At 65.7% G+C, this 20,358-nt stretch carries 18 protein-coding genes and 2 pseudogenes; 13 read left to right on the top strand and 7 right to left on the bottom strand.

Annotation, left to right across the window (positions count from 1 at the left end; all coding sequences use genetic code 11):
* The first annotated feature begins 70 nt into the window (after positions 1-70).
* The 10 genes and pseudogenes from AKN84_RS21465 (at position 71) to AKN84_RS21420 (ending at position 9,632) form a co-directional block, all read left to right on the top strand.
* Entirely contained in the window at positions 71-844 is a 774-nt protein-coding gene (locus AKN84_RS21465) for a pyridoxine 5'-phosphate synthase (protein ID WP_050422615.1), read from the top strand.
* Positions 841-1,257: a holo-ACP synthase gene (gene acpS / locus AKN84_RS21460; protein ID WP_050422614.1), complete on the top strand. Its 417-nt coding sequence runs from the start codon at positions 841-843 to the stop codon at positions 1,255-1,257. Before AKN84_RS21465 ends, acpS begins: the two co-directional genes overlap by 4 nt.
* Before the next feature lie 284 nt (positions 1,258-1,541).
* Positions 1,542-2,302, top strand: a pseudogene (lepB, locus tag AKN84_RS21455) (signal peptidase I).
* On the top strand, positions 2,299-3,120 hold the full coding sequence (gene rnc, locus AKN84_RS21450) for a ribonuclease III (protein ID WP_050422613.1): 822 nt from the start codon (positions 2,299-2,301) through the stop codon (positions 3,118-3,120). Before lepB ends, rnc begins: the two are co-directional and overlap by 4 nt.
* Positions 3,113-4,036 carry a GTPase Era gene (gene era / locus AKN84_RS21445; RefSeq protein WP_050422612.1) on the top strand — a complete coding sequence of 308 codons (924 nt, stop codon included), beginning with the start codon at positions 3,113-3,115 and terminating at the stop codon, positions 4,034-4,036. The genes rnc and era overlap by 8 nt, the downstream gene beginning before the upstream one ends.
* Positions 4,037-4,050: 14 nt before the next feature.
* Entirely contained in the window at positions 4,051-4,431 is a 381-nt protein-coding gene (locus AKN84_RS21440) for a cyclin family protein (protein WP_050422611.1), read from the top strand.
* 67 nt (positions 4,432-4,498) lie between these two features.
* The gene (gene recO, locus AKN84_RS21435) at positions 4,499-5,248 is read left to right on the top strand and encodes a DNA repair protein RecO (RefSeq protein ID WP_050422610.1); all 750 of its coding nucleotides are present in this window, start codon (positions 4,499-4,501) and stop codon (positions 5,246-5,248) included.
* A gap of 72 nt (positions 5,249-5,320) precedes the next feature.
* Entirely contained in the window at positions 5,321-7,576 is a 2,256-nt protein-coding gene (gene parC / locus AKN84_RS21430; RefSeq protein WP_050422609.1) for a DNA topoisomerase IV subunit A, read from the top strand.
* Positions 7,577-7,698: 122 nt separating this feature from the next.
* The gene (locus AKN84_RS21425; RefSeq protein WP_050422608.1) at positions 7,699-8,676 is read left to right on the top strand and encodes a cation diffusion facilitator family transporter; all 978 of its coding nucleotides are present in this window, start codon (positions 7,699-7,701) and stop codon (positions 8,674-8,676) included.
* A gap of 152 nt (positions 8,677-8,828) precedes the next feature.
* A complete protein-coding gene (locus AKN84_RS21420; protein WP_050422647.1) occupies positions 8,829-9,632 on the top strand; it encodes an N-acyl homoserine lactonase family protein in 804 nt (267 codons plus the stop codon).
* Here AKN84_RS21420 and AKN84_RS21415 read toward each other — a convergent pair.
* Positions 9,623-10,441 (bottom strand): helix-turn-helix domain-containing protein, encoded by an 819-nt coding sequence (locus AKN84_RS21415; protein ID WP_050422607.1) that lies wholly within the window; start codon positions 10,439-10,441, stop codon positions 9,623-9,625. The genes AKN84_RS21420 and AKN84_RS21415 overlap by 10 nt on opposite strands.
* A gap of 79 nt (positions 10,442-10,520) precedes the next feature.
* Here AKN84_RS21415 and AKN84_RS21410 point away from each other — a divergent pair, with 79 nt between their 5' ends.
* Positions 10,521-11,399: a DMT family transporter gene (locus tag AKN84_RS21410; RefSeq protein ID WP_050422606.1), complete on the top strand. Its 879-nt coding sequence runs from the start codon at positions 10,521-10,523 to the stop codon at positions 11,397-11,399.
* Here AKN84_RS21410 and AKN84_RS21405 read toward each other — a convergent pair whose 3' ends face one another.
* Positions 11,400-11,591, bottom strand: a complete 192-nt coding sequence (locus tag AKN84_RS21405; RefSeq protein WP_050422646.1) for a hypothetical protein — start codon at positions 11,589-11,591, stop codon at positions 11,400-11,402.
* A 176-nt stretch (positions 11,592-11,767) separates the two neighbouring features.
* Here AKN84_RS21405 and AKN84_RS21400 point away from each other — a divergent pair, with 176 nt between their 5' ends.
* A complete protein-coding gene (locus AKN84_RS21400) occupies positions 11,768-13,021 on the top strand; it encodes an adenylate/guanylate cyclase domain-containing protein (RefSeq protein ID WP_050422605.1) in 1,254 nt (417 codons plus the stop codon).
* A 115-nt stretch (positions 13,022-13,136) separates the two neighbouring features.
* On the opposite strand, the pseudogene AKN84_RS21395 reads toward AKN84_RS21400, so the two are convergent.
* The 4 genes and pseudogenes from AKN84_RS21395 to AKN84_RS21380 all read right to left on the bottom strand — a co-directional run bounded on the left by AKN84_RS21395 (position 13,137) and on the right by AKN84_RS21380 (position 18,050).
* Positions 13,137-14,377, bottom strand: a pseudogene (locus tag AKN84_RS21395) (MFS transporter).
* A gap of 134 nt (positions 14,378-14,511) precedes the next feature.
* On the bottom strand, positions 14,512-16,260 hold the full coding sequence (locus tag AKN84_RS21390) for a flotillin family protein (protein WP_050422604.1): 1,749 nt from the start codon (positions 16,258-16,260) through the stop codon (positions 14,512-14,514).
* A gap of 3 nt (positions 16,261-16,263) precedes the next feature.
* The gene (locus AKN84_RS21385; protein ID WP_050422603.1) at positions 16,264-16,923 is read right to left on the bottom strand and encodes an OB-fold-containig protein; all 660 of its coding nucleotides are present in this window, start codon (positions 16,921-16,923) and stop codon (positions 16,264-16,266) included.
* The gene (locus tag AKN84_RS21380; protein ID WP_050422602.1) at positions 16,920-18,050 is read right to left on the bottom strand and encodes a PspA/IM30 family protein; all 1,131 of its coding nucleotides are present in this window, start codon (positions 18,048-18,050) and stop codon (positions 16,920-16,922) included. The genes AKN84_RS21385 and AKN84_RS21380 overlap by 4 nt, the downstream gene beginning before the upstream one ends.
* Positions 18,051-18,171: 121 nt before the next feature.
* On the opposite strand from AKN84_RS21380, the gene AKN84_RS21375 reads away from it, so the two are divergent.
* Entirely contained in the window at positions 18,172-19,545 is a 1,374-nt protein-coding gene (locus AKN84_RS21375; protein WP_050422601.1) for an Nramp family divalent metal transporter, read from the top strand.
* Positions 19,546-19,553: 8 nt separating this feature from the next.
* Here the strand turns inward: AKN84_RS21375 and AKN84_RS21370 are convergent, their stop codons facing one another.
* Positions 19,554-20,330 carry an arginyltransferase gene (locus tag AKN84_RS21370; RefSeq protein WP_050422600.1) on the bottom strand — a complete coding sequence of 259 codons (777 nt, stop codon included), beginning with the start codon at positions 20,328-20,330 and terminating at the stop codon, positions 19,554-19,556.
* Between the last annotated feature and the right edge of the window lie 28 nt (positions 20,331-20,358).

The following is a 20,358-nucleotide window of genomic DNA, read 5'->3' as shown; positions in this document are numbered from 1 at the left end:
CCATCTTTTGAAGAGGATGGATGCGCGGGTCAGGTCCGCGCATGACGGCTTAAACTTGCAGGTCAGGGAAATGTCAAAGGCTCCTCCGCTCCGTCTCGGTATCAATGTCGATCACGTCGCGACTCTGCGCAATGCGCGGGGCGGGGCGCGGCCCGATCCGGTGCGGCTGGCGCTTGCCGCGATCGCGGCCGGCGCCGACGGCATCACCGCGCATCTGCGCGAGGATCGCCGTCACATCCGCGACGAGGACATGGCGCGGCTCAAGGCCGAGATCTCCAAGCCGCTGAATTTCGAGATGGCGGCGACCGACGACATGCTGCGGATCTCGCTCGCCACCAAGCCGCACGCGGTCTGCCTGGTGCCGGAACGGCGCCAGGAGCTCACCACCGAAGGCGGCCTCGACGTGGTCGGCCAGCACAATGCGCTGGCTCCGTTCATCGCGCGGCTCAGCGATGCCGGCATCCGGGTGTCGCTGTTCATCGCCGCCGATCCCAGGCAGATCGAGATGGCCGCCAAGCTGAAGGCGCCGGTGATCGAGATCCACACCGGCGGCTGGTGCGATGCGGTGGTCGACGGCCACAAGGACAAGGCGGAGGCCGAGTGGAAGCGCATCGTCGCCGGCGCGAGGCTCGCGCAGGCGGCGGGGCTCGAGGTCCATGCCGGTCACGGGCTCGACTATGAGACCGCGGAGACGATTTCCGCGCTGCCCGAAATCCGCGAGCTCAACATCGGCTATTTCATGATGGGCGAGGCGCTGTTCGTCGGCATCGCCGAGACGGTGCGCGAGATGCGCGCGGCGATGGACCGCGGCCGCGCCAAGGCCCAGGGTGTGGCCGGCGCATGATCATCGGCATCGGCTCCGACCTGATCGACATCACCCGGATCGCGAAGGTGATCGAGCGGCACGGCGAGCGATTCCTCGATCGCATCTTCACCGACGCCGAACGCGCCAAGGCGCTGCGCCGCGCCAACAGCGAGAAGATGGTGGTCGCAACCTACGCCAAGCGCTTCGCCGCCAAGGAGGCCTGCTCCAAGGCGCTCGGCACCGGTATCCGGCGCGGGGTGTGGTGGAAGGACATGGGGGTGGTGAACCTGCCGGGAGGGCGGCCGTCGATGAAGCTGACCGGCGGCGCGCTGGCCCGGCTGCAGGAACTGACGCCCGAGGGCATGCAGGCGCAGATCGACCTGTCGATCACGGACGATTGGCCGCTGGCGCAGGCCTTCGTCATAATTTCGGCGGTTGCCCCGGCCAGATGAGCGCGCGGCGCCGGAATTTGCCGGAAAACTTCAGCAAACTAAAAAATCATTGACATTTCAATGAATTGCGAAGTTTTGAGGCGGCGATTGATTGCGCCCCTGCGAACAACCGTCTAAAACGCCGCAGGGTATATCGAGCGAGACGCGGATTTCGGGTTTACGCCGGAATTTGCCCTCAAGATCAGAATCAAGGCCATTTTCCTCACGCGGGGGGCGAACGCCTCGCGTGGAGAGAACGTTCTGCCACCGCGTGGGCATCAGGGCCCGCGGGAATTGGGAAAGCAATGAGCGCGACCACCGGGACCAAATCTGAGAGCGGCTTGGGCGAGACCATCCGCGTCGTCATCCATGCCCTTCTGATCGCGCTCGTCATCCGCACTTTCCTGTTCCAGCCGTTCAACATCCCCTCGGGGTCGATGAAGGCGACGCTGCTGGTCGGCGACTATCTGTTCGTCTCGAAATATTCGTACGGCTACAGCCACTATTCGATCCCGTTCTCGCCGAACATTTTCTCGGGCCGCATCTTCGGATCGGAACCGAACCGCGGCGACATCGTGGTGTTTCGCCTGCCGCGGGATGACTCCACCGACTACATCAAGCGCGTCATCGGCCTCCCGGGCGACCGCATCGAGGTCCGCAACGGGCTGCTCTACATCAACGATGAGCCGATCAAGCGCGAGCGGCTGAGCGATTTCATCGGCGAGGATCCCTGCGGCTCGGCGGATGCCACCGCCCGGGTCAAGCGCTGGAAAGAAACGCTGCCGAACGGCGTCAGCTATGAGTCGCTGGACTGCACCGACAACAGCTACATGGACAACACCATCGTCTACACCGTTCCGCCCGGGCATTTCTTCATGATGGGCGACAACCGCGACAACTCCACCGACAGCCGCTTCCTGTCGCAGGTCGGCTACGTGCCGTTCGAGAACATCATCGGGCGCGCCAGATGATCTTCTTCTCGATCGCCGAGGGTGAGCAGGCCTGGATGGTCTGGCGCTGGCCGTTCGCGGTGCGGTGGAATCGCCTATTCTCCATCGTGCGATGAACGACGACACCGCAGCCATCAACGATCAAGCGCCGACCGGCGAGCCGAGCCAGACGCCTGCCGCCGAAAGCACGGCCGCGCCGAAGAAGCGGCGCAGCAAGGCTGCCAAGGCGGCTGAAGAGAAGGCGGCGATCGCCGGCACCGAGGCGCGTATCGGCTATACGTTCTCGGATGCCGCGCTGCTGACCACTGCGTTCACCCACGTGTCCGCGCTGAAGCCCGCTACCCGCAACCGCGCCGACAGCTACCAGCGGCTGGAATTCCTCGGCGACCATGTGCTCGGGCTGATCGTGTCGGACATGCTGTTCCGGGCGTTCCCGAAGGCCGACGAGGGCGAATTGTCGAAGCGGCTCGCCGACCTCGTGCGCAAGGAGAGCTGCGCCGATGTCGCCAAGTCGCTCGGGCTGCTCGAGGACATCAAGCTCGGCATGGTGAAGGCGGTCGAGGGCGCACGGCTGCGCAAGTCCGTGCTCGGCGACATCTGCGAGGCGGTGATCGGGGCGATCTTCCTCGACGGCGGCTACGAGGCCGCGCGCCAGTTCGTCGAGCGCAACTGGACCGAGCGCATGCACAAGCTGCGCCGGCCGTTGCGCGATCCCAAGACCGTGTTGCAGGAATGGGCGCAGGGCAAGGGATTGCCGACGCCGGTCTATCGCGAGGTCGAACGCACCGGCCCGCACCATGATCCGCAATTCCGCGTTGCGGTCGACCTGCCGGGCCTCGCCTCAGCCGAGGGCCTCGGCGGCAACAAGCGCGCGGCAGAGAAGGCAGCAGCATCCGCGATGATCGAGCGTGAAGGCGTCGGCACCAATGACTGACGAAGCCAAGGGGCAGGGGGACGCGACGCGCTGTGGCTTCGTCGCGCTGATCGGTGCGCCCAATGTCGGCAAGTCGACGCTGGTCAACGCGCTGGTGGGCTCCAAGGTCACCATCGTGTCGCGCAAGGTGCAGACCACCCGTGCGCTGATCCGCGGCATCGTGATCGAAGGCAACGCGCAGATCATCCTGGTCGATACGCCCGGCATCTTCGCGCCGCGGCGCCGGCTCGACCGCGCCATGGTGTCGACCGCCTGGAGCGGCGCCCATGATGCCGACCTCGTCTGTGTGCTGCTCGATGCCAAGTCGGGTATCGACGAGGAGGCCAATGCGATCCTGGCCAAGCTCGAAACCGTCGCGCATCCGAAGATCCTGGTGCTCAACAAGGTCGACCTGGTTCAGCGCGAGAAGCTGTTGGCGCTGGCGCAGGCCGCCAACGAGCGGATGCGCTTCGAGCACACCTTCATGATCTCGGCGCTGTCGGGCGACGGCGTCGACGATTTGCGCCAGGCGCTGGCGAAGATGGTGCCCGCGGGACCGTTCCTCTATCCCGAGGACCAGATGTCGGATGCGCCGATGCGGCATCTGGCGGCCGAGATCACCCGCGAGAAGATCTACAGCCATCTGCATCAGGAATTGCCGTACCAGTCGACGGTCGAGACCGACAGCTGGACCGACCGCAAGGACAAGTCGATCCGCATCGAGCAGACGATCTTCGTCGAGCGCGAGAGCCAGCGCAAGATCGTGCTCGGCAAGGGCGGCGCCACCATCAAGTCGATTGGTGCACAGGCGCGCGCCGAGATCGCCGAGATCATGGGCGTGCCGGTGCATCTGTTCCTGTTCGTCAAGGTGCGCGAGAACTGGGGCGACGATCCCGACCGCTACAAGGAAATGGGACTGGACTTCCCCAAGGAATAAGAACCGGCGTCGCAATGAACGTGCCCAGAAATGTGCTGTGGTTTGAGGTGCTGCTCTATCTGTCGCTGACGCTCGATGCGTTGTCGGTGGCATTCCAGGACCGCACGCCGACCTTCGAGAGAACCGAGCAGATCATCACGGGCGAGACCCTGACGGCCGGCTGCATGATCCTGCTGCTGGTGTATTTCGTCCGGCTCGCCGCGCAGCACCGCAAGAACTGGCCGCGCTGGGTGCTGGCCGCGATGCTGGTGATATCGGTGCTGTCGCTGGTACAGGTGATCGGCGACAAGGGCCTGGAGCTCGACAGCGCCATCGAGGTGGTGTCGTGCATCCTGACCGCGGCCGGGCTGTATTATTCCTTCACCGGCGACGCGCAGGGCTGGTTCAACGCGTAGTGAGTTCGATGGCGATGTCGGCGGATTACGCTGCGCTAATCCGCTCTACAGTGCTACGCTTGCGACCATGGAATGGACCGACGAAGGCATCGTGTTGGGCGTGCGGCGGCATGGCGAATCCTCCGCCATCGTCGAGCTCTTGACGCGCGAGCACGGCCGCCATCTTGGCCTCGTGCGCGGCGGCGCCAGCTCGCGGATGCGGCCGCTGCTGCAACCCGGTAACAGCGTCACCGCGGTGTGGCGGGCGCGGCTCGACGAGCATCTCGGCATGTATGCGCTGGAAGGCACCCGGCTGCGCGCGGCGACGCTGCTCGCCTCGTCGCACGCCGTCTATGGCGTGACCCATCTGGCGGCGCTGGCCCGGCTGCTGCCGGAGCGCGATCCGCATGAAGACATCTACGAGATGCTGCGGGGGACGCTCGACGATTTCGACGACACTGGCGTTGCCGCCGTGCACCTGATCCGGTTTGAGCTCGCGATGCTGACCGAGCTCGGCTTCGGGCTCGACCTCGAGAACTGTGCGGCCACCGGGGAGACCACCGACCTGGTCTACGTGTCGCCGAAATCCGGCGGCGCCGTGTCCCGGGCCGCGGGCGAGCCGTGGCGCGACCGGCTGTTGCCGTTGCCGGCGTTCCTGCGCGAAGGCGAGGGCGGCGCCAACAGCTGGTCGGACCAGGACCTGCGCGACGGCTTTGCCATCACCGGCCTGTTCCTGCTCCGCCACGTGCTGGAGCCCCGCGGCCAGGGTCATTCCGACGCCCGCGACGGATTTATCAACGCTGTCACCAGGCGGCGGAGCCGAACGGCGGTTCCGTAAGGCCGATTCGGGTCCTAAATTCCCGCTGATTCGCGGCTTGCCCGATTCACCGCCAAGGTTTAACGCCTCCCCATGGGAAAACGTCAGATACCGCCGGAAAAGCCGGCCGAAATTCACGAGGTGCCGCTGCGTGACGCGCTCGAGGAGCGCTATCTCGCCTATGCGCTCTCGACCATCATGCATCGTGCACTGCCGGACGCCCGCGACGGGCTGAAGCCGGTGCACCGCCGCATCCTCTATGGCATGGACCTGCTCGGGCTCGACCCGCGCGCGGCATTCAAGAAGTCGGCCAAGATCGTCGGCGACGTGATGGGCTCGTTCCATCCGCACGGCGACCAGGCGATCTACGACGCCATGGTACGCCTGGCGCAGGATTTCTCCTCGCGCTACCCGCTGGTCGACGGCCAGGGCAATTTCGGCAATATCGACGGCGATAATCCGGCCGCCTACCGCTACACCGAAGCGCGCATGACCGAGGTCGCGCGGCTCCTGCTCGACGGCATCGACGAGGACGGCGTCGAGTTCCGCCTGAATTACGACGGCCAGTCGAAAGAGCCGGTCGTGCTGCCCGGCGGCTTTCCGAACCTGCTCGCCAACGGCGCGCAGGGCATCGCAGTCGGCATGGCGACCTCGATCCCGCCACACAACGCGGCCGAGCTCTGTGATGCCGCCCTGCACCTGATCGAGAAGCCCGACGCCAAGTCGAAGGCGCTTTTGAAATGGGTCAAGGGGCCGGACTTCCCGACCGGCGGCATCGTCGTCGATTCCAAGGAAGCGATCATCGAGGCCTACACCACGGGCCGCGGCTCGTTCCGCACCCGTTCGCGCTGGATGCAGGAGGAGGGCGCGCGCGGCACCTGGGTGGTCGTGGTCACCGAGATTCCGTGGCTGGTGCAGAAGTCGCGGATCGTCGAGAAGATCGCCGAGCTGATCAACGAGAAGAAGCTGCCGCTGGTCGCCGACGTCCGCGACGAGTCGGCCGAGGATGTGCGGCTCGTGATCGAGCCGAAATCGCGCACCGTCGATCCTGCGCTGATGATGGAGTCGCTGTTCCGGCTGACCGAGCTGGAAAGCAAGATCTCGCTGAATCTGAACGTGCTGATCAAGGGCCGGATTCCGAAGGTGGTCGGCCTCGCCGAATGCCTGCGCGAATGGCTCGACCATCTGCGCGACGTGCTGGTCCGCCGCTCCAATTTCCGCAAGACGCAGATCGAGCACCGCCTGGAAGTGCTGGGTGGCCACCTCGTCGCCTATCTGAACCTCGACAAGGTGATCAAGATCATCCGCACCGAGGACGAGCCGAAGCCGGTCCTGATCAAGACCTTCAAGCTCACCGAGATCCAGGCCGAGGCCATCCTCAACATGCGGCTGCGCAATTTGCGCCGCCTGGAGGAGATGGAGATCCGCACCGAGGACAAGGATCTTCGCAAGGAGCTGAAGGGCATCGAGGGGTTGCTCGGCTCCGAGACCGAGCAATGGGCCAAGGTCGGCGAGCAGGTGCGCAAGGTCCGCGACATCTTCGGACCCAAGACGCCGCTCGGCAAGCGCCGCACCACCTTCGCCGATGCGCCCGAGCATGACCTCGCCGCGATCGAGGAAGCCCTCGTCGAGCGCGAGCCGTGCACCGTCGTGATCTCCGAGAAGGGCTGGGTGCGGACGCTGAAGGGGCATGTCGAGGATCTCTCGGGGCTCGCCTTCAAGACCGACGACAAGCTCGAGCACTCGTTCTTTGCCGAGACCACCTCGAAGCTGCTGCTGTTCGCCACCAACGGCAAGTTCTACTCGCTCGATGTCGCAAAGCTGCCCGGCGGCCGCGGCCACGGCGAGCCGATCCGCATGTTCATCGACCTCGAGCAGGACGCCGCGATCATCTCGCTGTTCGTCAACAAGGGCGAGCGCAAGTTCCTGATCGCGAGCAGCGAGGGCCAGGGCTTCGTCGTCAAGGAAGAGGACTGCGTCGGCAATACCCGCAAGGGCAAGCAGGTGCTCAATGTCGAGATGCCGAACGAGGCCCGCGCGATCACGACCGTGAACGGCGACACCGTCGCGGTGATCGGCACCAACCACAAGATGGTGCTGTTCGGCCTCGACCAGGTGCCGGAGATGGCGCGCGGCCGCGGCGTGCGGCTGCAGAAATACACCAGTTCGGAGCTGTCGGATGTTGCGGTGTTCGACTCCAAGACCGGCCTGACCTGGAAGGACTCCGCCGGCCGCGAGCACAGCATGACCATGAAGGAACTGGCCGACTGGCGCGGCAACCGCGCCGACGCCGGCCGGCTCGCCCATGGCCTGCCGAAGTCGAACAAGTTCAATCGCGGCGTGGAGTAGTGGAATTGTAGCCCGGATTGCGTTTCGCTCAATCCGGGCTACGCTTACGAACAGCGCGGTGTGATAGTATCCACATTTCACCGCGCTATAACCGTCGCCAACGATCACGGGCGACGGTTGCCATGGCGCACAATCACGACCACGACCATGACCACGGCGGTCATTCTCACGGGCACTCGCACGGCGGACACTCCCGCGCGGGACACTCCCATGCCGGGCACAGCCATGCGCCCGCCAGTTTCGGCACGGCGTTCGCGATCGGCGCGTCGCTCAACACCGCCTTCGTCATCGCGGAGCTGATCTTCGGCTATTCCGCCAACTCGCTCGCCCTTGTCTCCGACGCCGTTCACAATCTCTCCGACGTCATCGCGCTGCTGCTGGCCTGGGGCGGGGCGTGGCTCGCCGGCAGGCACCCGACCGACACCCACACCTATGGCTACCGCCGTGCCTCGATCCTGGCGGCGCTGTTCAACGCCGGGCTGCTCCTGATCGCGGTCGGCGGCATCGCGGTCGAGGCGATCAACCGCTTCCGCGAGCCTGCGGAGGTCGCGAGCTGGACCGTGGTCTGGGTCGCGGCGCTCGGCATCCTGATCAATGGCGGCACCGCGCTGTTGTTCATGCGCGGCCGCGACAGCGACCTCAACGTCCGCGGCGCCTATCTGCACATGGCGGCGGATGCCGGCGTCTCGTTCGGCGTCGTGATCGCCGCGCTCTTGATCATGGCGACCGGCTGGCAGTGGCTCGATCCGGCGATCAGCCTCATCATCGCTGTGGTCGTGCTGCTGAGCGGCTGGGAGCTTGCCCGCGACAGCGTCAACCTCGCGCTTGACGCGGTGCCGAGGGGCATCGATCTCAAGCAGGTGCGGGACTATCTCGCGGCGCTCGAGGGCGTCAGCGAGGTGCACGACCTGCACATCTGGGCGATGAGCACCAGCGAGACCGCGTTGACCGCGCATCTGGTGCGGCCCGGCGGACATGACGATATCTTCCTGCATCGCGTCTGCGGCGAGCTTTCGGAGCGGTTCAGCATCCACCACGCGACGCTGCAGGTCGAGATCAGCAGCGAGACCTGTCGGCTGGCGCCGGCGGAGATGGTCTAGCCGGCGCCTTGCGCACTCGCATTCAATTGATCGGTCGGGCCCGTCTCCGTGTCTTCCACGATCGGCGACAAGACGGCACATTGCGACCGCGCGCTTTGAAGTAACGGGCTCGATCGGTGGAGGGCAACGTGAAGAAGGCTATCGGTCTTGCAATGTTGCTCTGGATCGCCGGCGCGGCGCCGCAGGCGGGTGCCCAGCCGGCGAAATCAGGCGTCGAGCGGCTCTATATCCTCAATTGCGGCGAGGGCGTTGCCGGCGACATTTCGCGCTGGTCGCCCGGCGTCAATGAAGGCAAGTCGATGGACTTCGTCGACAATTGCTATCTCATCAAGCACGCCCAGGGCTGGTTCCTGTGGGACACCGGCATTCCCGACGCGGTGGCTGCGATGCCGAACGGCCTTGCGCCCGCCGATCCCAAGGCGATCACCTGGCGGCGGCCGAAGACGCTCGCCGCGCAGCTCGACCAGCTCGGCGTGAAGCCGTCGGACATCAAGGCAATGGCCGTCTCGCACACCCATCCCGACCACATCGGCAATGTCGAACTGTTCGCCGCTGCGATGCTGTATGTGCAGAAGGCCGAGTACGAATGGCCCGGCGTCAACAACGCGCCGCGCTTCAAGCCCGAGCATCCCGTCACCAAGCTCGATGGCGACCGCGACGTGTTCGGCGACGGCAGCATCACCATTCTCACGACCCCGGGCCACACGCCCGGCCACCAGTCGCTGCTGGTGAAGCTGCCGAAGACCGGCGCGGTTGTGCTGACCGGCGATGCCGTTCACTTCAGGGATAATTGGGACAATCGACGCGTACCGAGCTTGAACGCCAGCAAGGAGCAGACGCTGGCCTCGATGCAGAAGATCGCCGACACGCTGACGAAAGAGAAGGCGCAGCTCTGGATCAACCACGACAAGGCGCAGCGCGAAGGGCTGAAGATGTCGCCGGAGTTTTACGACTGAGCCGCCTTGGGACCGCGCGCCTTCGACCAGCCTCGAAAAATCTGCGCAGTCTCTTCGTCCATCGGAAAGAAACTCTCGATCCGCAGCTCCTGCAACGTGACGTCCTGCGGCGTCCCCAGCGTTGCGATGGTCGTGAACAGCTGCAGGCGGACGTCGCCCTTGCGGAACAGCAACGGCAGCACGGGTCCCGACGCAGGTTCTGCTGGCGGCGCGGCCAACGCCGCCTCGACGCCGTCATAGGCCAGCAGGCGCTTCAGCAAATCAGCCGTCGCTGACGTGCCGTCGCTCGCGGCATCGGCTTCGATGCTTCGGACGAAGTAGCCGGCGACCTCGGTCCAGTTGGTGAGATAGGGCCGCAGCACGCCGGGTGCGACCAGTGCGTCGGCGAGATTGACCGCCGTGCCGGGCGACAGCGGCCCGACCAGGAATTCCACCAGCTGCGCGGCACCGGCATTCGCAAGCAGCAGATTCCAGTGCCGGTCGACCACGACCGCCGGAAAGGGCTCCTGCTGAGCCAATATGAAATCGAGCGCGTAACGGACCCGTGCGAGCTCAGGCGCGGCGAGATCGGTTTGCCGCCACACCGGTGCGAAGCCCGCCGCGACCAATAGCGCGTTCTGCTGCCGCAGCGGCACATCGAGCGCCGCGGCAAGCCGGATCACCATGTCGCGGCTCGGTGCCGCGCGGCCGAGCTCGAGGAAGCTCAGATGGCGCTGCGAGATATCCGCGCGCCCGGCGAGCTCGAGTTGCGAGTGGCCCTTGCGCTGCCGCCACCAGCGCAGACTGGCTGCAAAATCGCGCTGTGACATGAGTACCTGTCAGGTAGTTGCCGAAACGATCTCGCCGGGCAAGATGCCACAAGCGGGCACGAAGCGCATGGGGAGCAGGATGGGCGAGTGGATTGGCGTTGTGATTGCACTGGTGTCGAGCTGCCTAGGCGGCACGGCGGCGGCGATCACGCGTTACCTAGCGGGCAATGCCGACCCGATCACGCTTGCGATCCTGCGGTGGGCGATTGGTTTCCTCTGCGTGCTTCCCGTTGCGGTCCTGCTCGGGGCGAAGTGGCCGCGGCGCGAGGATTGGCTGGCGGTCGCGGCGCTCGGCATCGCCTTCTTCGGCGTGTTCTTCGTGCTCTACAACATCGCGATGTCCTACACGACGGCGGCGCGCGCCAGCCTGGCGCTGGCGACGTTGCCGCTCTCCACCATGGTGGTCGGCGCCGTGCTCGGCATCGAGCCGCTGACGCTGCGCAAATCGGCCGGGGTCTCGATTGCGGTGCTCGGCGTCGCCGCCGCGTTCGCATCCGGGCTGTCGGCGGCGCCAGCGGGGGCATGGCGCGGCGAGTTGATCATGGCCGCCGCGGTCCTCTGCATGGCGTTCTACAACGTGCTGTCGCGACCGTTCATCCGCCGCTCCAGCGCGCTCGGCTTCCTTGCCGTCGGCATGGGGGCGGGGGCGTCTGTGCTCGTGGCGGTCGGGGCGTTCACCGGCAGCCTGGCGACGCTGCGCGAATTCGGCACGTCGCAGTGGATCGCCGGGCTCTATCTCGGAATTGCCGGCGGCGCGCTGGCCTTCATCCTGTGGGTGATGGCGCTCGAGCGGGCCTCACCGACCCGTGTCGCCAACACCATGACGGTCAATCCGATCGCGGCCGGGCTTTTGGCGAAGCAACTGGTCGGCGAGCCGATCACGGTCAGCCTGGTCGCCGGTCTGATCGCGGTCTGCGCCGGAATCTGGATCGCGACGTCGGAGGCCAAGCCGGCCTGATCAGCTGTGCGGGGTGGACGGCGCGGTCACCGGCGGGGCGGGAACATGTTTCGGCTTCAGCGTGCCGGCATAGAACGACAGGGCGTAGACCAGGATGATGCCGGCCAGATAGACCCCATAGGATTGCGGCGGGGTGATCGCCCATTTCATGAGGCGTCGGATCGGATTTTGCGGGCCGGCAGTGTTGTCCATGCGTTCCTTGTGCGCGAAGCCAGGGGCAAAGGGAAGTGGATTCGCCGGCTCCAGCGGCGCTGTTCCCTTGTGAAATGATGCGGCCGGGCGGCCTTGCAATGCCGCATTGGCGTCCGCATCTGTCACGCGACGACCAGCCCTTCCTCCCGCACCAATTGCCCGGCATAATCCAACGTATGGAACTGACGCCCCGTTTGCGCCTCATGAATTGGCTGGTCCGCCAGGGTCTGACCGGCCTGCCGGAAAACGACCTGCTGCGCGGCTTCTGCGAGCGCTGCCGGGCCGCCGGCATGCCGCTGTCGCGGGCCATCGTCTTCATCGATACCCTGCATCCGATCTTCGAGGGGCGCGGCTTCCGCTGGAACGATGGCGAGAGCAACGAGGCCGACATCTTCGAATACGGCTCGACCAGCACCGGCGAGGCCAACCAGAACTGGCGGCGGTCGGCGTTCCATCACATGCTCGAAAACGGCCATGACGAGATGGTCATCGATCTCGCTGGGCCGCACGATTTCTCGATGATCGGCGACCTCGCCGAGAAGGGCCACAAGCATTTCGCCGCCTTCGTGCACCGCTTCGGCGAGGCCGGCACGATCGGCGAGATGGACTGCTTCTATTCCTACTACACCACCCGGCATTCGGACGGTTTCGGTGAGAACCATATGGCGTCGCTGCGTGACCTGGTGCCGGTGCTCGGGCTCGCGATCAAATCGGCCGCGCAGGTCGAGATCGCCCGCACGCTCGGACGGGTCTATCTCGGCCGCGAGACGGCGGAGCAGGTGCTGCGCGGGCGCATGCAGCGCGGCATCACCGAGAAGATCAAGGCCGTGCTGTGGTACTCCGACGTGCGCGGCTCGACCGCGATCAGCGAGCGCATCGGCCCCGACGAGATCATTCCGTTCCTCAACGATTACGCCCAGGCCTCGATCGACGCGATCCATGACGCCGGCGGCGAGGTGCTGAAGTTGATCGGCGACGGCGTGCTGGCGATGTTCACCGGCGAAAACCTGGCGGGTGCCAAGCGCGCGGCGCTGCGGGCCGAGCACAAATTCCGTGGCAACATGGATGCGTTGAACGAGCGCCGCGCTGCCGATGGACAGCCGACGACGACGGCCTATGTCGGCCTTCATGTCGGTGAAGTGTTTTACGGCAATATCGGCAGCGAGGACCGGCTGGACTTCACGGTGGTCGGGCCCGCCGTCAACGAGGTCAGCCGGATCGCCTCGATGTGCGCCTCGGTCGACCGCGAATTGCTGACCTCGACCGCCTTCCGCGCCGGGCTCGATGCCGCCGGCCGCAACTACCTGGTCTCCACCGGCCGCTTCGTGTTGCGCAGCATCGGCCATGCCCAGGATCTCTACACGCTGGATCCGGCCGTTGCTGGCGACGAGGTGGTCGGCGGAAAATATGAGCGGTATCTGGCGAGCTAGGCTCTCTCACCGTCATTGCGCTCACCGTCATTGCGAGCGAAGCGAAGCAATCCATTTTACCGCATGCGGAGACGTGGATTGCTTCGTCGCTGTCGCTCCTCGCAATGACAATCGTTCAGCACCGCGCCGGCTCGCCGACCATGTCGGGTTGCCGGGTCAGCGACACCGCGGGCGACAGCAGGATCACCAGCGCCTGGGCGGCGAAGATCGCGGCGGCGAGGTACAGGCAGGCTTCGGCGCCGTAAAAGCCACCGACGATGGCGCCGAGCGCGGAGCCGAGCGGGCGGGCGCCATAGCTCATGATGTTGATCGCCGAGACGCGGCCGAGCAGCGAGGGCGGCGTCACCGACTGCCTGAGCGTGGTGGTCGAGATCACCCAGAGGATCGGGCCGACGCCGAGCAGGAAGAAGCCGAGGCCCGCGAGCAGCGGGGTCGCGATCCAGGTCGTCAGCGCCATCACCAGCGAGGCGACAAGGCCGGTGACCGGGCCGAGCCCGATTACGGTGCCGAATGCCAGCCGCTTCATCACCCGGGTTGCGAACAGCGCGCCGACCACCATGCCGACCCCGTACATCGCAAGCGTCGTGCCGACACCGGTGGCGCTGAGCCCGAGGTGGCGCACCGCATAGGGCACGAACACGGCGAGCAGCAGGAAGGATGCGGTGTTGAAGATGAACTGGGTGATGAACACAGGCCGCAGCAAGGCGTGATGCATCACGAAGGCCGCGCCTTCCTTGATGTCCTGCAACGGATGACGGCGCGGAGCGGGCGCGCGCGCGGCTCGTAGAGGCCGGCAAGCAGCACGACCGCGATCGCCGACAGCGCCGCGGCGAAGCCGAACGCTGGCGCGGCGCCGACCCAGCCGACCAGCACGCCGCCGAGCGCGGGTCCGCTGGCGAAAGCGACGGTGCGGGCGAGCTCGATGCGGGCGTTGGCGGCCGGCAATTGCTGCGACGTCACCAGCGACGGGACCAAAGCGGGCGCAGCGACGCTATAGGCAACCGTGCCGCAGACTGCGATGAAGCCGAGCAAGGCGAGCAACGGCAAAGTCATCGCGCCGAGCCAGAGCAACAGCAGGATCGCGGCAAGCGCCGCCGCGCGCAGCGCCTCGGAGCCGGCCATCACCCAGCGCCGCGATACGCGGTCGGCAAGCAGGCCGGCCGGAATCGCAAACAGGATGAAGGGCAGCGTCAGCGCGGTCTGCAGCAGGCCGGTCTGGCCTTCGCCGACGCCGAGCACCAGCACGGCGACGATGGGCGCGGCCGCAAGCGCGATTTGTTCGGCCGATTGCGCGGCGAGGTTGGACCAGGCCAGGCGATTGAAGGTGCTTGGCAGGCGAGGCGTATCGGCGGACATGGCAGAATCCCTGGAAAATTCGACTGCCTTGAGTGTGTGGTTGGAAGACGTCCGATCCCACCCGTTTCCCGACAACGCAAAAAAGGCCCGCCGGGAGAGGCGGGCCTTGTCGCTGATATCAAAGCGCGGTCACGTCATTGCGGCGGGGCTGCGAGCTGGCCGGTGATGGTGCCGGACAATGTGGCCGGTCGGGCATCCTCGCCATTCGCAGGGTCCGCGCGGGCCTCGGCCTTGCGCTGCGCCAGCGCGCTGGTCAGGCTGGTGAGGGCGTCCGATCCTGCCGGGAAGCCGGCCTCCGAGAGGATCTTGTCGATCATCGGCTTGAATGCCGAGACCGACAGCAACTGCGCGGCGAGCCCGTCGCCGAGCCCGAGACCGCCATTGCCATTGGCATGGCCGTTGGCGCCGCCGCGGCCGAGCATGCTGCCGGTGTCGAAGATCCGGATATCGGAGATCTTCTCGATCGGCTTCACCGCCTCGGCGAGCGCACTCGGGATCACGTTGATCCGGGCGAGGTTGAGATCGTAGTCGATCATCTCGGCGCTGAGCTTGTTGCGCGCCTCCGCCTTCATGGTCGCGACCTCCGCCTCGGCCTGGCCGAGCGCCTTGACGCCGGCGGCGCGGGTGGTGGCGGCGGCCGCGTCGGCCTTGGCAAGCACATTGGTGGCTTCCGCCTTGTTGGCGGCGGCCTGGCGCTCCGCCTCGGCCATGACCGTGATCGGCATCGCGTCGGTCTCGGCCGCCTTGCGCGCCGCGATCACGTTGATGATCTTGTCGCGTTCGGCGATTTCGGTGGCGCGGGCGGTGGTGACCTTTTCCTCGGCCGCGATCGCAACCGCGCGCGCGGTCTCGGCGATGGTCTGGGCTTCCGACTGCTCCTTGCTCTTGGCCGCGACCGCGATCGCGCTCTCCTGCGCTACGATCTGTAGGTCGCGCTCCATCTCGGTGTTGCGGCGCTTGACCGCGAGATCGGCTTCGATCTTGCGGGTGTCGCGGGCCTGGTTGGCCTCGGTCTGCTTGTTGGCGACCGCAAGCTCCTGCTGGATGCGGTACTCGGCCTCGTTCTGCAACGCGGTCTGTTCGACCTGCGCGGTCTGCGCGCGCATCGCCGCGGTCTTGTTGGCGATGTCGCGCTGCTGGGCGAGCTCGGCTTCGCGCTTGGTGCTTTCGATCGTCAGCGTGGTCTGCCGCGCCACCAGGTCCTGCTGGGCGATATTGACCTCGGTGGTGCGGACGATCTGGTTGCGCTCCTGCTCGCGCTCCTTGGTGATCTTGGTCAGCGTGGTGAGACCGTGCGCATCGAAGAAATTGCTCGGGTTGAAGTGCTTGATGTCGCTCTGGTCGAGCCGCGTCAGCGACACCGATTCGAGTTCGAGGCCGTTGTTCTGGATGTCGGCGCCGACCGCGTCCTGCACCGCCTTGACGAAGGTCGCGCGCTGCTCCTGCAATTCCTCGAGGTTCATGGTCGCGGCGACCGAGCGCAGGCCGTCGACGAATTTTGCTTCCACCAGCTCGCGCAGCTCGGCCGCGTCATTGGTGCGGTTGCCGAGCGTCTGCGCGGCGAGGGCGATCGACGAACTATCGGGTTTGACGCGGAGGTAGAACTCGGCGCCGATGTCGACGCGCATGCGGTCCTTGGTGATCAGCGAGTCCGGTCCGCCGCGCGCGACCTCGAGCCGCAAGGTCTTCAAATTCACCGCGGCGGTGGAGTGGAAGATCGGCAGCACCAGCGAGCCGCCGTCGAGCACCACTTTCTGGCCGCCGAGGCCGGTGCGGACATAGGCCTCATCGCGCGTCGAGCGCTTGTAGAGTTTTGCGAACAGCAGACCGATAACGAGAATGGCAAGGACGCCAATAACGACGGGTATAGCAAGTTCCCACATGTGTTATGCCCTGTTGGAAGATTGTTGTTCGACGAGATCGGAGGGAGCGGCAATCGCGATGAAGCCTTTGGCGTCGCGATCGACCAGCAACACGCTGGCGCCGACCGGCAATGCCTCGGACTCGGCGCTGGCACGCGCCGACACGGTGTGCCAGTTGCCGAAGACATCCTTGAGACGAACCCGGCCCGGCAGGCCCTGATCGAGCGGGCCGACCGACACGGTTGCGACCTTGCCGACAAAGTCGCTGTCATTGACCGCATAGCTCTCGTCGCGGGGAATGATGAGGGCGAGGCCGCGGCTGGTATTTCTGATCACGGGGAGGCTGCCGGCGGCGGCAACCACCGCAGCGATGGAAACCGGGATGGCGGTGCCCACGGCATGCGCCAGTCCCTGAAGCAGAAAGCCTCCGATCGAGAATATGCCAAGTATCAGGATGATCAGGATCAGGAGGGGAAGCCGCCCGGCGTTGATCCAGAGAAACAGGCCACTGAGAGCATTGTGGCTCTCGGCCTCGACCGCGAACTCCTTGCCGATGAGTTCGCTGATCGAAAGTCCGACCATGGTGGTCAGCAGCTCGATACCGCCAAGTGCCACCATGATCGCAGCCGCGACCGCAAAGGGCCGTACGTCGGGGGCGAGCAGGATGTCGCCAACTGCACTCATTTTTCTGACTTGATCCTTTCAAGCCGCGCCGCGATTTCCTTTTCGCGGTGCAGGCGATCGAGTTCGTCAAGCTCCTTGTCGCCGAGCACGCTGGAAGCGGGAACACCGGTGACCCGGGCGATCGCCGCCATGGCGCGTTCAGCACTCAATGTATTGGTCGTCGATGGGCCCCGGCTGGTTTCGTCCTTGGCCTCGCGGATCAGACTTTGTTCGAGATCGGCCAATCGCGCTTCCGCCTCGCGGCGCGCACCGAGCATGGCTTGCAGCGCCTTGGTCTGCTCATCGATTTCGAGCTCGATGAAATCCATCGCGCGTTCCAGCGCGATCACCTGCGACTCCAGGTCAATTTGTCGCGCGACGCCGGCGCGCGCGAGATCTTCGCGATTTTCCGCAAGTGCGAGACGGATCTTCTCGTTCAGCCCAGCGGTTTCGGTATCCAGTTCTTCGCGGCGCCGCTTCAAACGGAATTCTTCGGCGCGCGACTTGCCGAGCGCATAGCGCGCTTCGTCGGCGCCGGCGTCGATCTCGCGGATCGCCTGCTTGACCAGCGCCACCTTGTTGTTGTTCTCGACGTTGTCGATGGTCCGGCTCGCGATGGCGGCAAGAAGCCGGCCCATGCGCGCAAGGATGCCTTCGTGAAGCATGGTCTTCTCCTCCGGTTGTGCTGATTTCGATTTGACGGCGATGTGGATTTCGTAGCCGCGTCCATCCGAGATCAAATGCGCCGGGAAGGGGCTTTCCCAGCCCGAGACATATCCCGGCACGTCGAACGGCACCAAGACGCGTCCGCTGACAGTGCTAATGGTCAGTGAAGTTGGACCCTTGATCGCAAACAACTTGTCGTCGAGCGGTATCCGGCGGACGGCGGCGCCTGCGATGTAGTTGGCGCGGTCGCGCAGGCCGAGCGTCACGAGGCGCGCTGGCAGGCCGGTCTCCTTGCGGATCCGCTCATAGGCCTGGGCGTGCAGCGAGACGAGGTTGGCGCCGACGGGAGCGACCTCAGCGAGGATCGCCATCATCCGGTCATAGGCCGCAAAGGTCGCCTCGATCGCCTCGATGCCCGACAGGTCGGGGGCGAGGGCGTAGCGCAGCGTTGCGGTCGGCGTCTCGACAGGCAACTTGATCATGCTCTTAACGTAAAGCACTTCCTCAGTGCTTTACAAGATCGGCGGCCGGTATCATTTCCGTGATCCCAGATGCAGTTGCAAATGAGTTGCAATAACGGGAGAGATCGGCCATCCTGCCGGTATGGACGCTCGAGCTCCTGAAATGTCTTCCGTTTCCGTTCCCGACGCCATGCCGGGCGGCTGGCGGGGCGATGCCGGACACGCGCGCAGCCTGCCGGAGGTGAATGCGACCGTCGCGGTGCCGAGCACAGGCGTGTGGTGGCGCCGGCTGCTGGCCTTTGCCGGCCCGGGCTATCTGGTCTCGGTCGGCTACATGGACCCCGGCAACTGGGCCACCGATCTCGCCGGCGGATCGAAGTTTGGCTACACGCTGCTGTCGGTCATCCTGCTCTCGAACCTGATGGCGATCCTGCTGCAGGCGCTCAGCGCGCGGCTTGGCATCGCCACCGACCGCGATCTGGCGCAAGCCTGCCGCGCGACCTATTCGCGGCCGGTGAACTTGCTGCTGTGGCTCACCTGCGAGGCCGCGATCATCGCCTGCGACCTCGCCGAGGTGATCGGCACCGCGATCGCGCTGAACCTGTTGTTCGGCATTCCGCTGATCGGCGGTGCGCTGCTGGCAGCGCTCGATGCGTTCCTGCTGCTGCTCCTGATGAACCGCGGCTTCCGCTTCCTCGAAGCCTTCGTGATCGCGCTGCTGATCGTCATCGCGGTCTGCTTCGTGGTGCAGATCGCCGCGGCTGCGCCGCCGATCGCCGGCGTGCTCGGCGGCTTCATGCCGTCGCGCGAGATCGTTACCAATCCGGAGATGCTCTACATCGCGATCGGCATCATCGGCGCCACCGTGATGCCGCATAACCTCTATCTGCATTCCTCGATCGTGCAGACCCGCGCCTATCCGCGCACCGAGGCGGGCCGGCGCGACGCGATCAAATGGGCGACGACGGATTCCACCATCGCGCTGATGCTGGCGCTGTTCGTCAATGCCGCGATCCTGGTGCTGGCGGCCGCGACCTTCCACAAGAGCGGCCATTCCGATGTCGCCGAGATCGATCAGGCGTTCGAGCTGCTGTCGCCGCTGCTCGGGCTCGGCATCGCCTCGACGCTGTTTGCGGTGGCGCTATTGGCCTCCGGTCTCAACTCGACTGTGACGGCGACGCTGGCCGGCCAGATCGTGATGCAGGGCTTTCTCGACCTCAAGCTGCCCGACTGGCTGCAGCGGCTGGTGACGCGCGGCATCGCGATCGTCCCGGTGATCGTGGTCGCGGCGCTGTATGGCGAGAGCGGCACCGCGCAGCTCTTGGTGTTCAGCCAGGTCGTGCTGTCGATGCAGCTGCCGTTCGCGGTGATCCCGCTGGTGCGCTTCGTGTCCGACAAGCGCAAGATGGGCGCGTTCGCGATTTCAATGCCGGTTGCGGTGGCGGCGTGGATCGTCGCCGGCCTGATCGTGATCCTGAATGTGAAGCTGTTGATCGATACGATCTTCGGGACCTAGCCCGTCCGCTAGTCCTGCGGCTCGGCCAGCCCTTCGCCTGACGCGTCGACGCGCAGCCAGCCCGACGGCGCGAGCCGCTGCTGCGGCAGGAAGCGGCCCTTGTAGTCCATCTTCTTGGAGCCCTCGATCCAGTAGCCGAGATAGACGTAAGGCAGGCCCTGCCGGCGGGCGCGGGCGATGTGGTCGAGGATCATGAAGGTGCCGAGCGAGCGGGCCTCCAGCCCCGGCTCGAAGAAGGAATAGACCATCGACAGCCCGTCGCTGAGCACGTCGGTCAGCGCCACCGCCATCAGCTCGTCGCCGCGGCCGGTGATGGCGCTGTCGGCGTTGCGCTTGCGGTATTCGATGATCCGGGTCTCGACATGGCTGTCCTCGACCATCATCGCGTAGTCCAGCACGGTCATGTCGGCCATGCCGCCGTTGCGGTGGCGGCGGTCGAGATAGGCCCGGAACACCGAATATTGCTCCGAGGTCGGCACCGCGGTGCGCTGCTCGCCGATGATGTCGGCGTTGCGGGCCAGGACTTTGCGGAAATTGCGGGAGGGGCGGAATTCGTTGGCGATGACCCGGACCGAGACGCAGGCCCGGCACTGGTCGCAGGCCGGGCGGTAGGCGATCGACTGGCTGCGCCGGAAGCCGCCATGGGTCAGCAAGTCGTTGAGATCGCCCGCTTTGTCGCCGACCAGGTGCGTGAAAACCTTCCGCTCGTGCCGGCCCGGCAGATAAGGGCAGGGTGAGGGCGCCGTCAGATAGAACTGGGGGGTATCACGCGAGTGCTGGGTCACGTCGGATCGTCGGGCTCCACAAACAATA

This window comes from Bradyrhizobium tropiciagri, assembly GCF_001189845.1.
In the GTDB taxonomy this organism is placed as follows: Bacteria; Pseudomonadota; Alphaproteobacteria; order Rhizobiales; family Xanthobacteraceae; genus Bradyrhizobium; species Bradyrhizobium tropiciagri.
Note: the sequence above shows the minus strand (reverse complement) of the source record. Positions and strands in the feature narration are given on the sequence as shown.

Bases quoted from the DNA above. Each gene is read 5' to 3' on its own strand.
- AKN84_RS21465 (WP_050422615.1), top strand. From the start codon at position 71: ATGTCAAAGGCTCCTCCGCTCCGTCTCGGTATCAATGTCGATCACGTC.
- acpS (WP_050422614.1), top strand. From the start codon at position 841: ATGATCATCGGCATCGGCTCCGACCTGATCGACATCACCCGGATCGCG.
- rnc (WP_050422613.1), top strand. From the start codon at position 2,299: ATGAACGACGACACCGCAGCCATCAACGATCAAGCGCCGACCGGCGAG.
- era (WP_050422612.1), top strand. From the start codon at position 3,113: ATGACTGACGAAGCCAAGGGGCAGGGGGACGCGACGCGCTGTGGCTTC.
- AKN84_RS21440 (WP_050422611.1), top strand. From the start codon at position 4,051: ATGAACGTGCCCAGAAATGTGCTGTGGTTTGAGGTGCTGCTCTATCTG.
- recO (WP_050422610.1), top strand. From the start codon at position 4,499: ATGGAATGGACCGACGAAGGCATCGTGTTGGGCGTGCGGCGGCATGGC.
- parC (WP_050422609.1), top strand. From the start codon at position 5,321: ATGGGAAAACGTCAGATACCGCCGGAAAAGCCGGCCGAAATTCACGAG.
- AKN84_RS21425 (WP_050422608.1), top strand. From the start codon at position 7,699: ATGGCGCACAATCACGACCACGACCATGACCACGGCGGTCATTCTCAC.
- AKN84_RS21420 (WP_050422647.1), top strand. From the start codon at position 8,829: ATGTTGCTCTGGATCGCCGGCGCGGCGCCGCAGGCGGGTGCCCAGCCG.
- AKN84_RS21415 (WP_050422607.1), bottom strand. From the start codon at position 10,441: ATGTCACAGCGCGATTTTGCAGCCAGTCTGCGCTGGTGGCGGCAGCGC.
- AKN84_RS21410 (WP_050422606.1), top strand. From the start codon at position 10,521: ATGGGCGAGTGGATTGGCGTTGTGATTGCACTGGTGTCGAGCTGCCTA.
- AKN84_RS21405 (WP_050422646.1), bottom strand. From the start codon at position 11,591: ATGGACAACACTGCCGGCCCGCAAAATCCGATCCGACGCCTCATGAAA.
- AKN84_RS21400 (WP_050422605.1), top strand. From the start codon at position 11,768: ATGGAACTGACGCCCCGTTTGCGCCTCATGAATTGGCTGGTCCGCCAG.
- AKN84_RS21390 (WP_050422604.1), bottom strand. From the start codon at position 16,260: ATGTGGGAACTTGCTATACCCGTCGTTATTGGCGTCCTTGCCATTCTC.
- AKN84_RS21385 (WP_050422603.1), bottom strand. From the start codon at position 16,923: ATGAGTGCAGTTGGCGACATCCTGCTCGCCCCCGACGTACGGCCCTTT.
- AKN84_RS21380 (WP_050422602.1), bottom strand. From the start codon at position 18,050: ATGATCAAGTTGCCTGTCGAGACGCCGACCGCAACGCTGCGCTACGCC.
- AKN84_RS21375 (WP_050422601.1), top strand. From the start codon at position 18,172: ATGGACGCTCGAGCTCCTGAAATGTCTTCCGTTTCCGTTCCCGACGCC.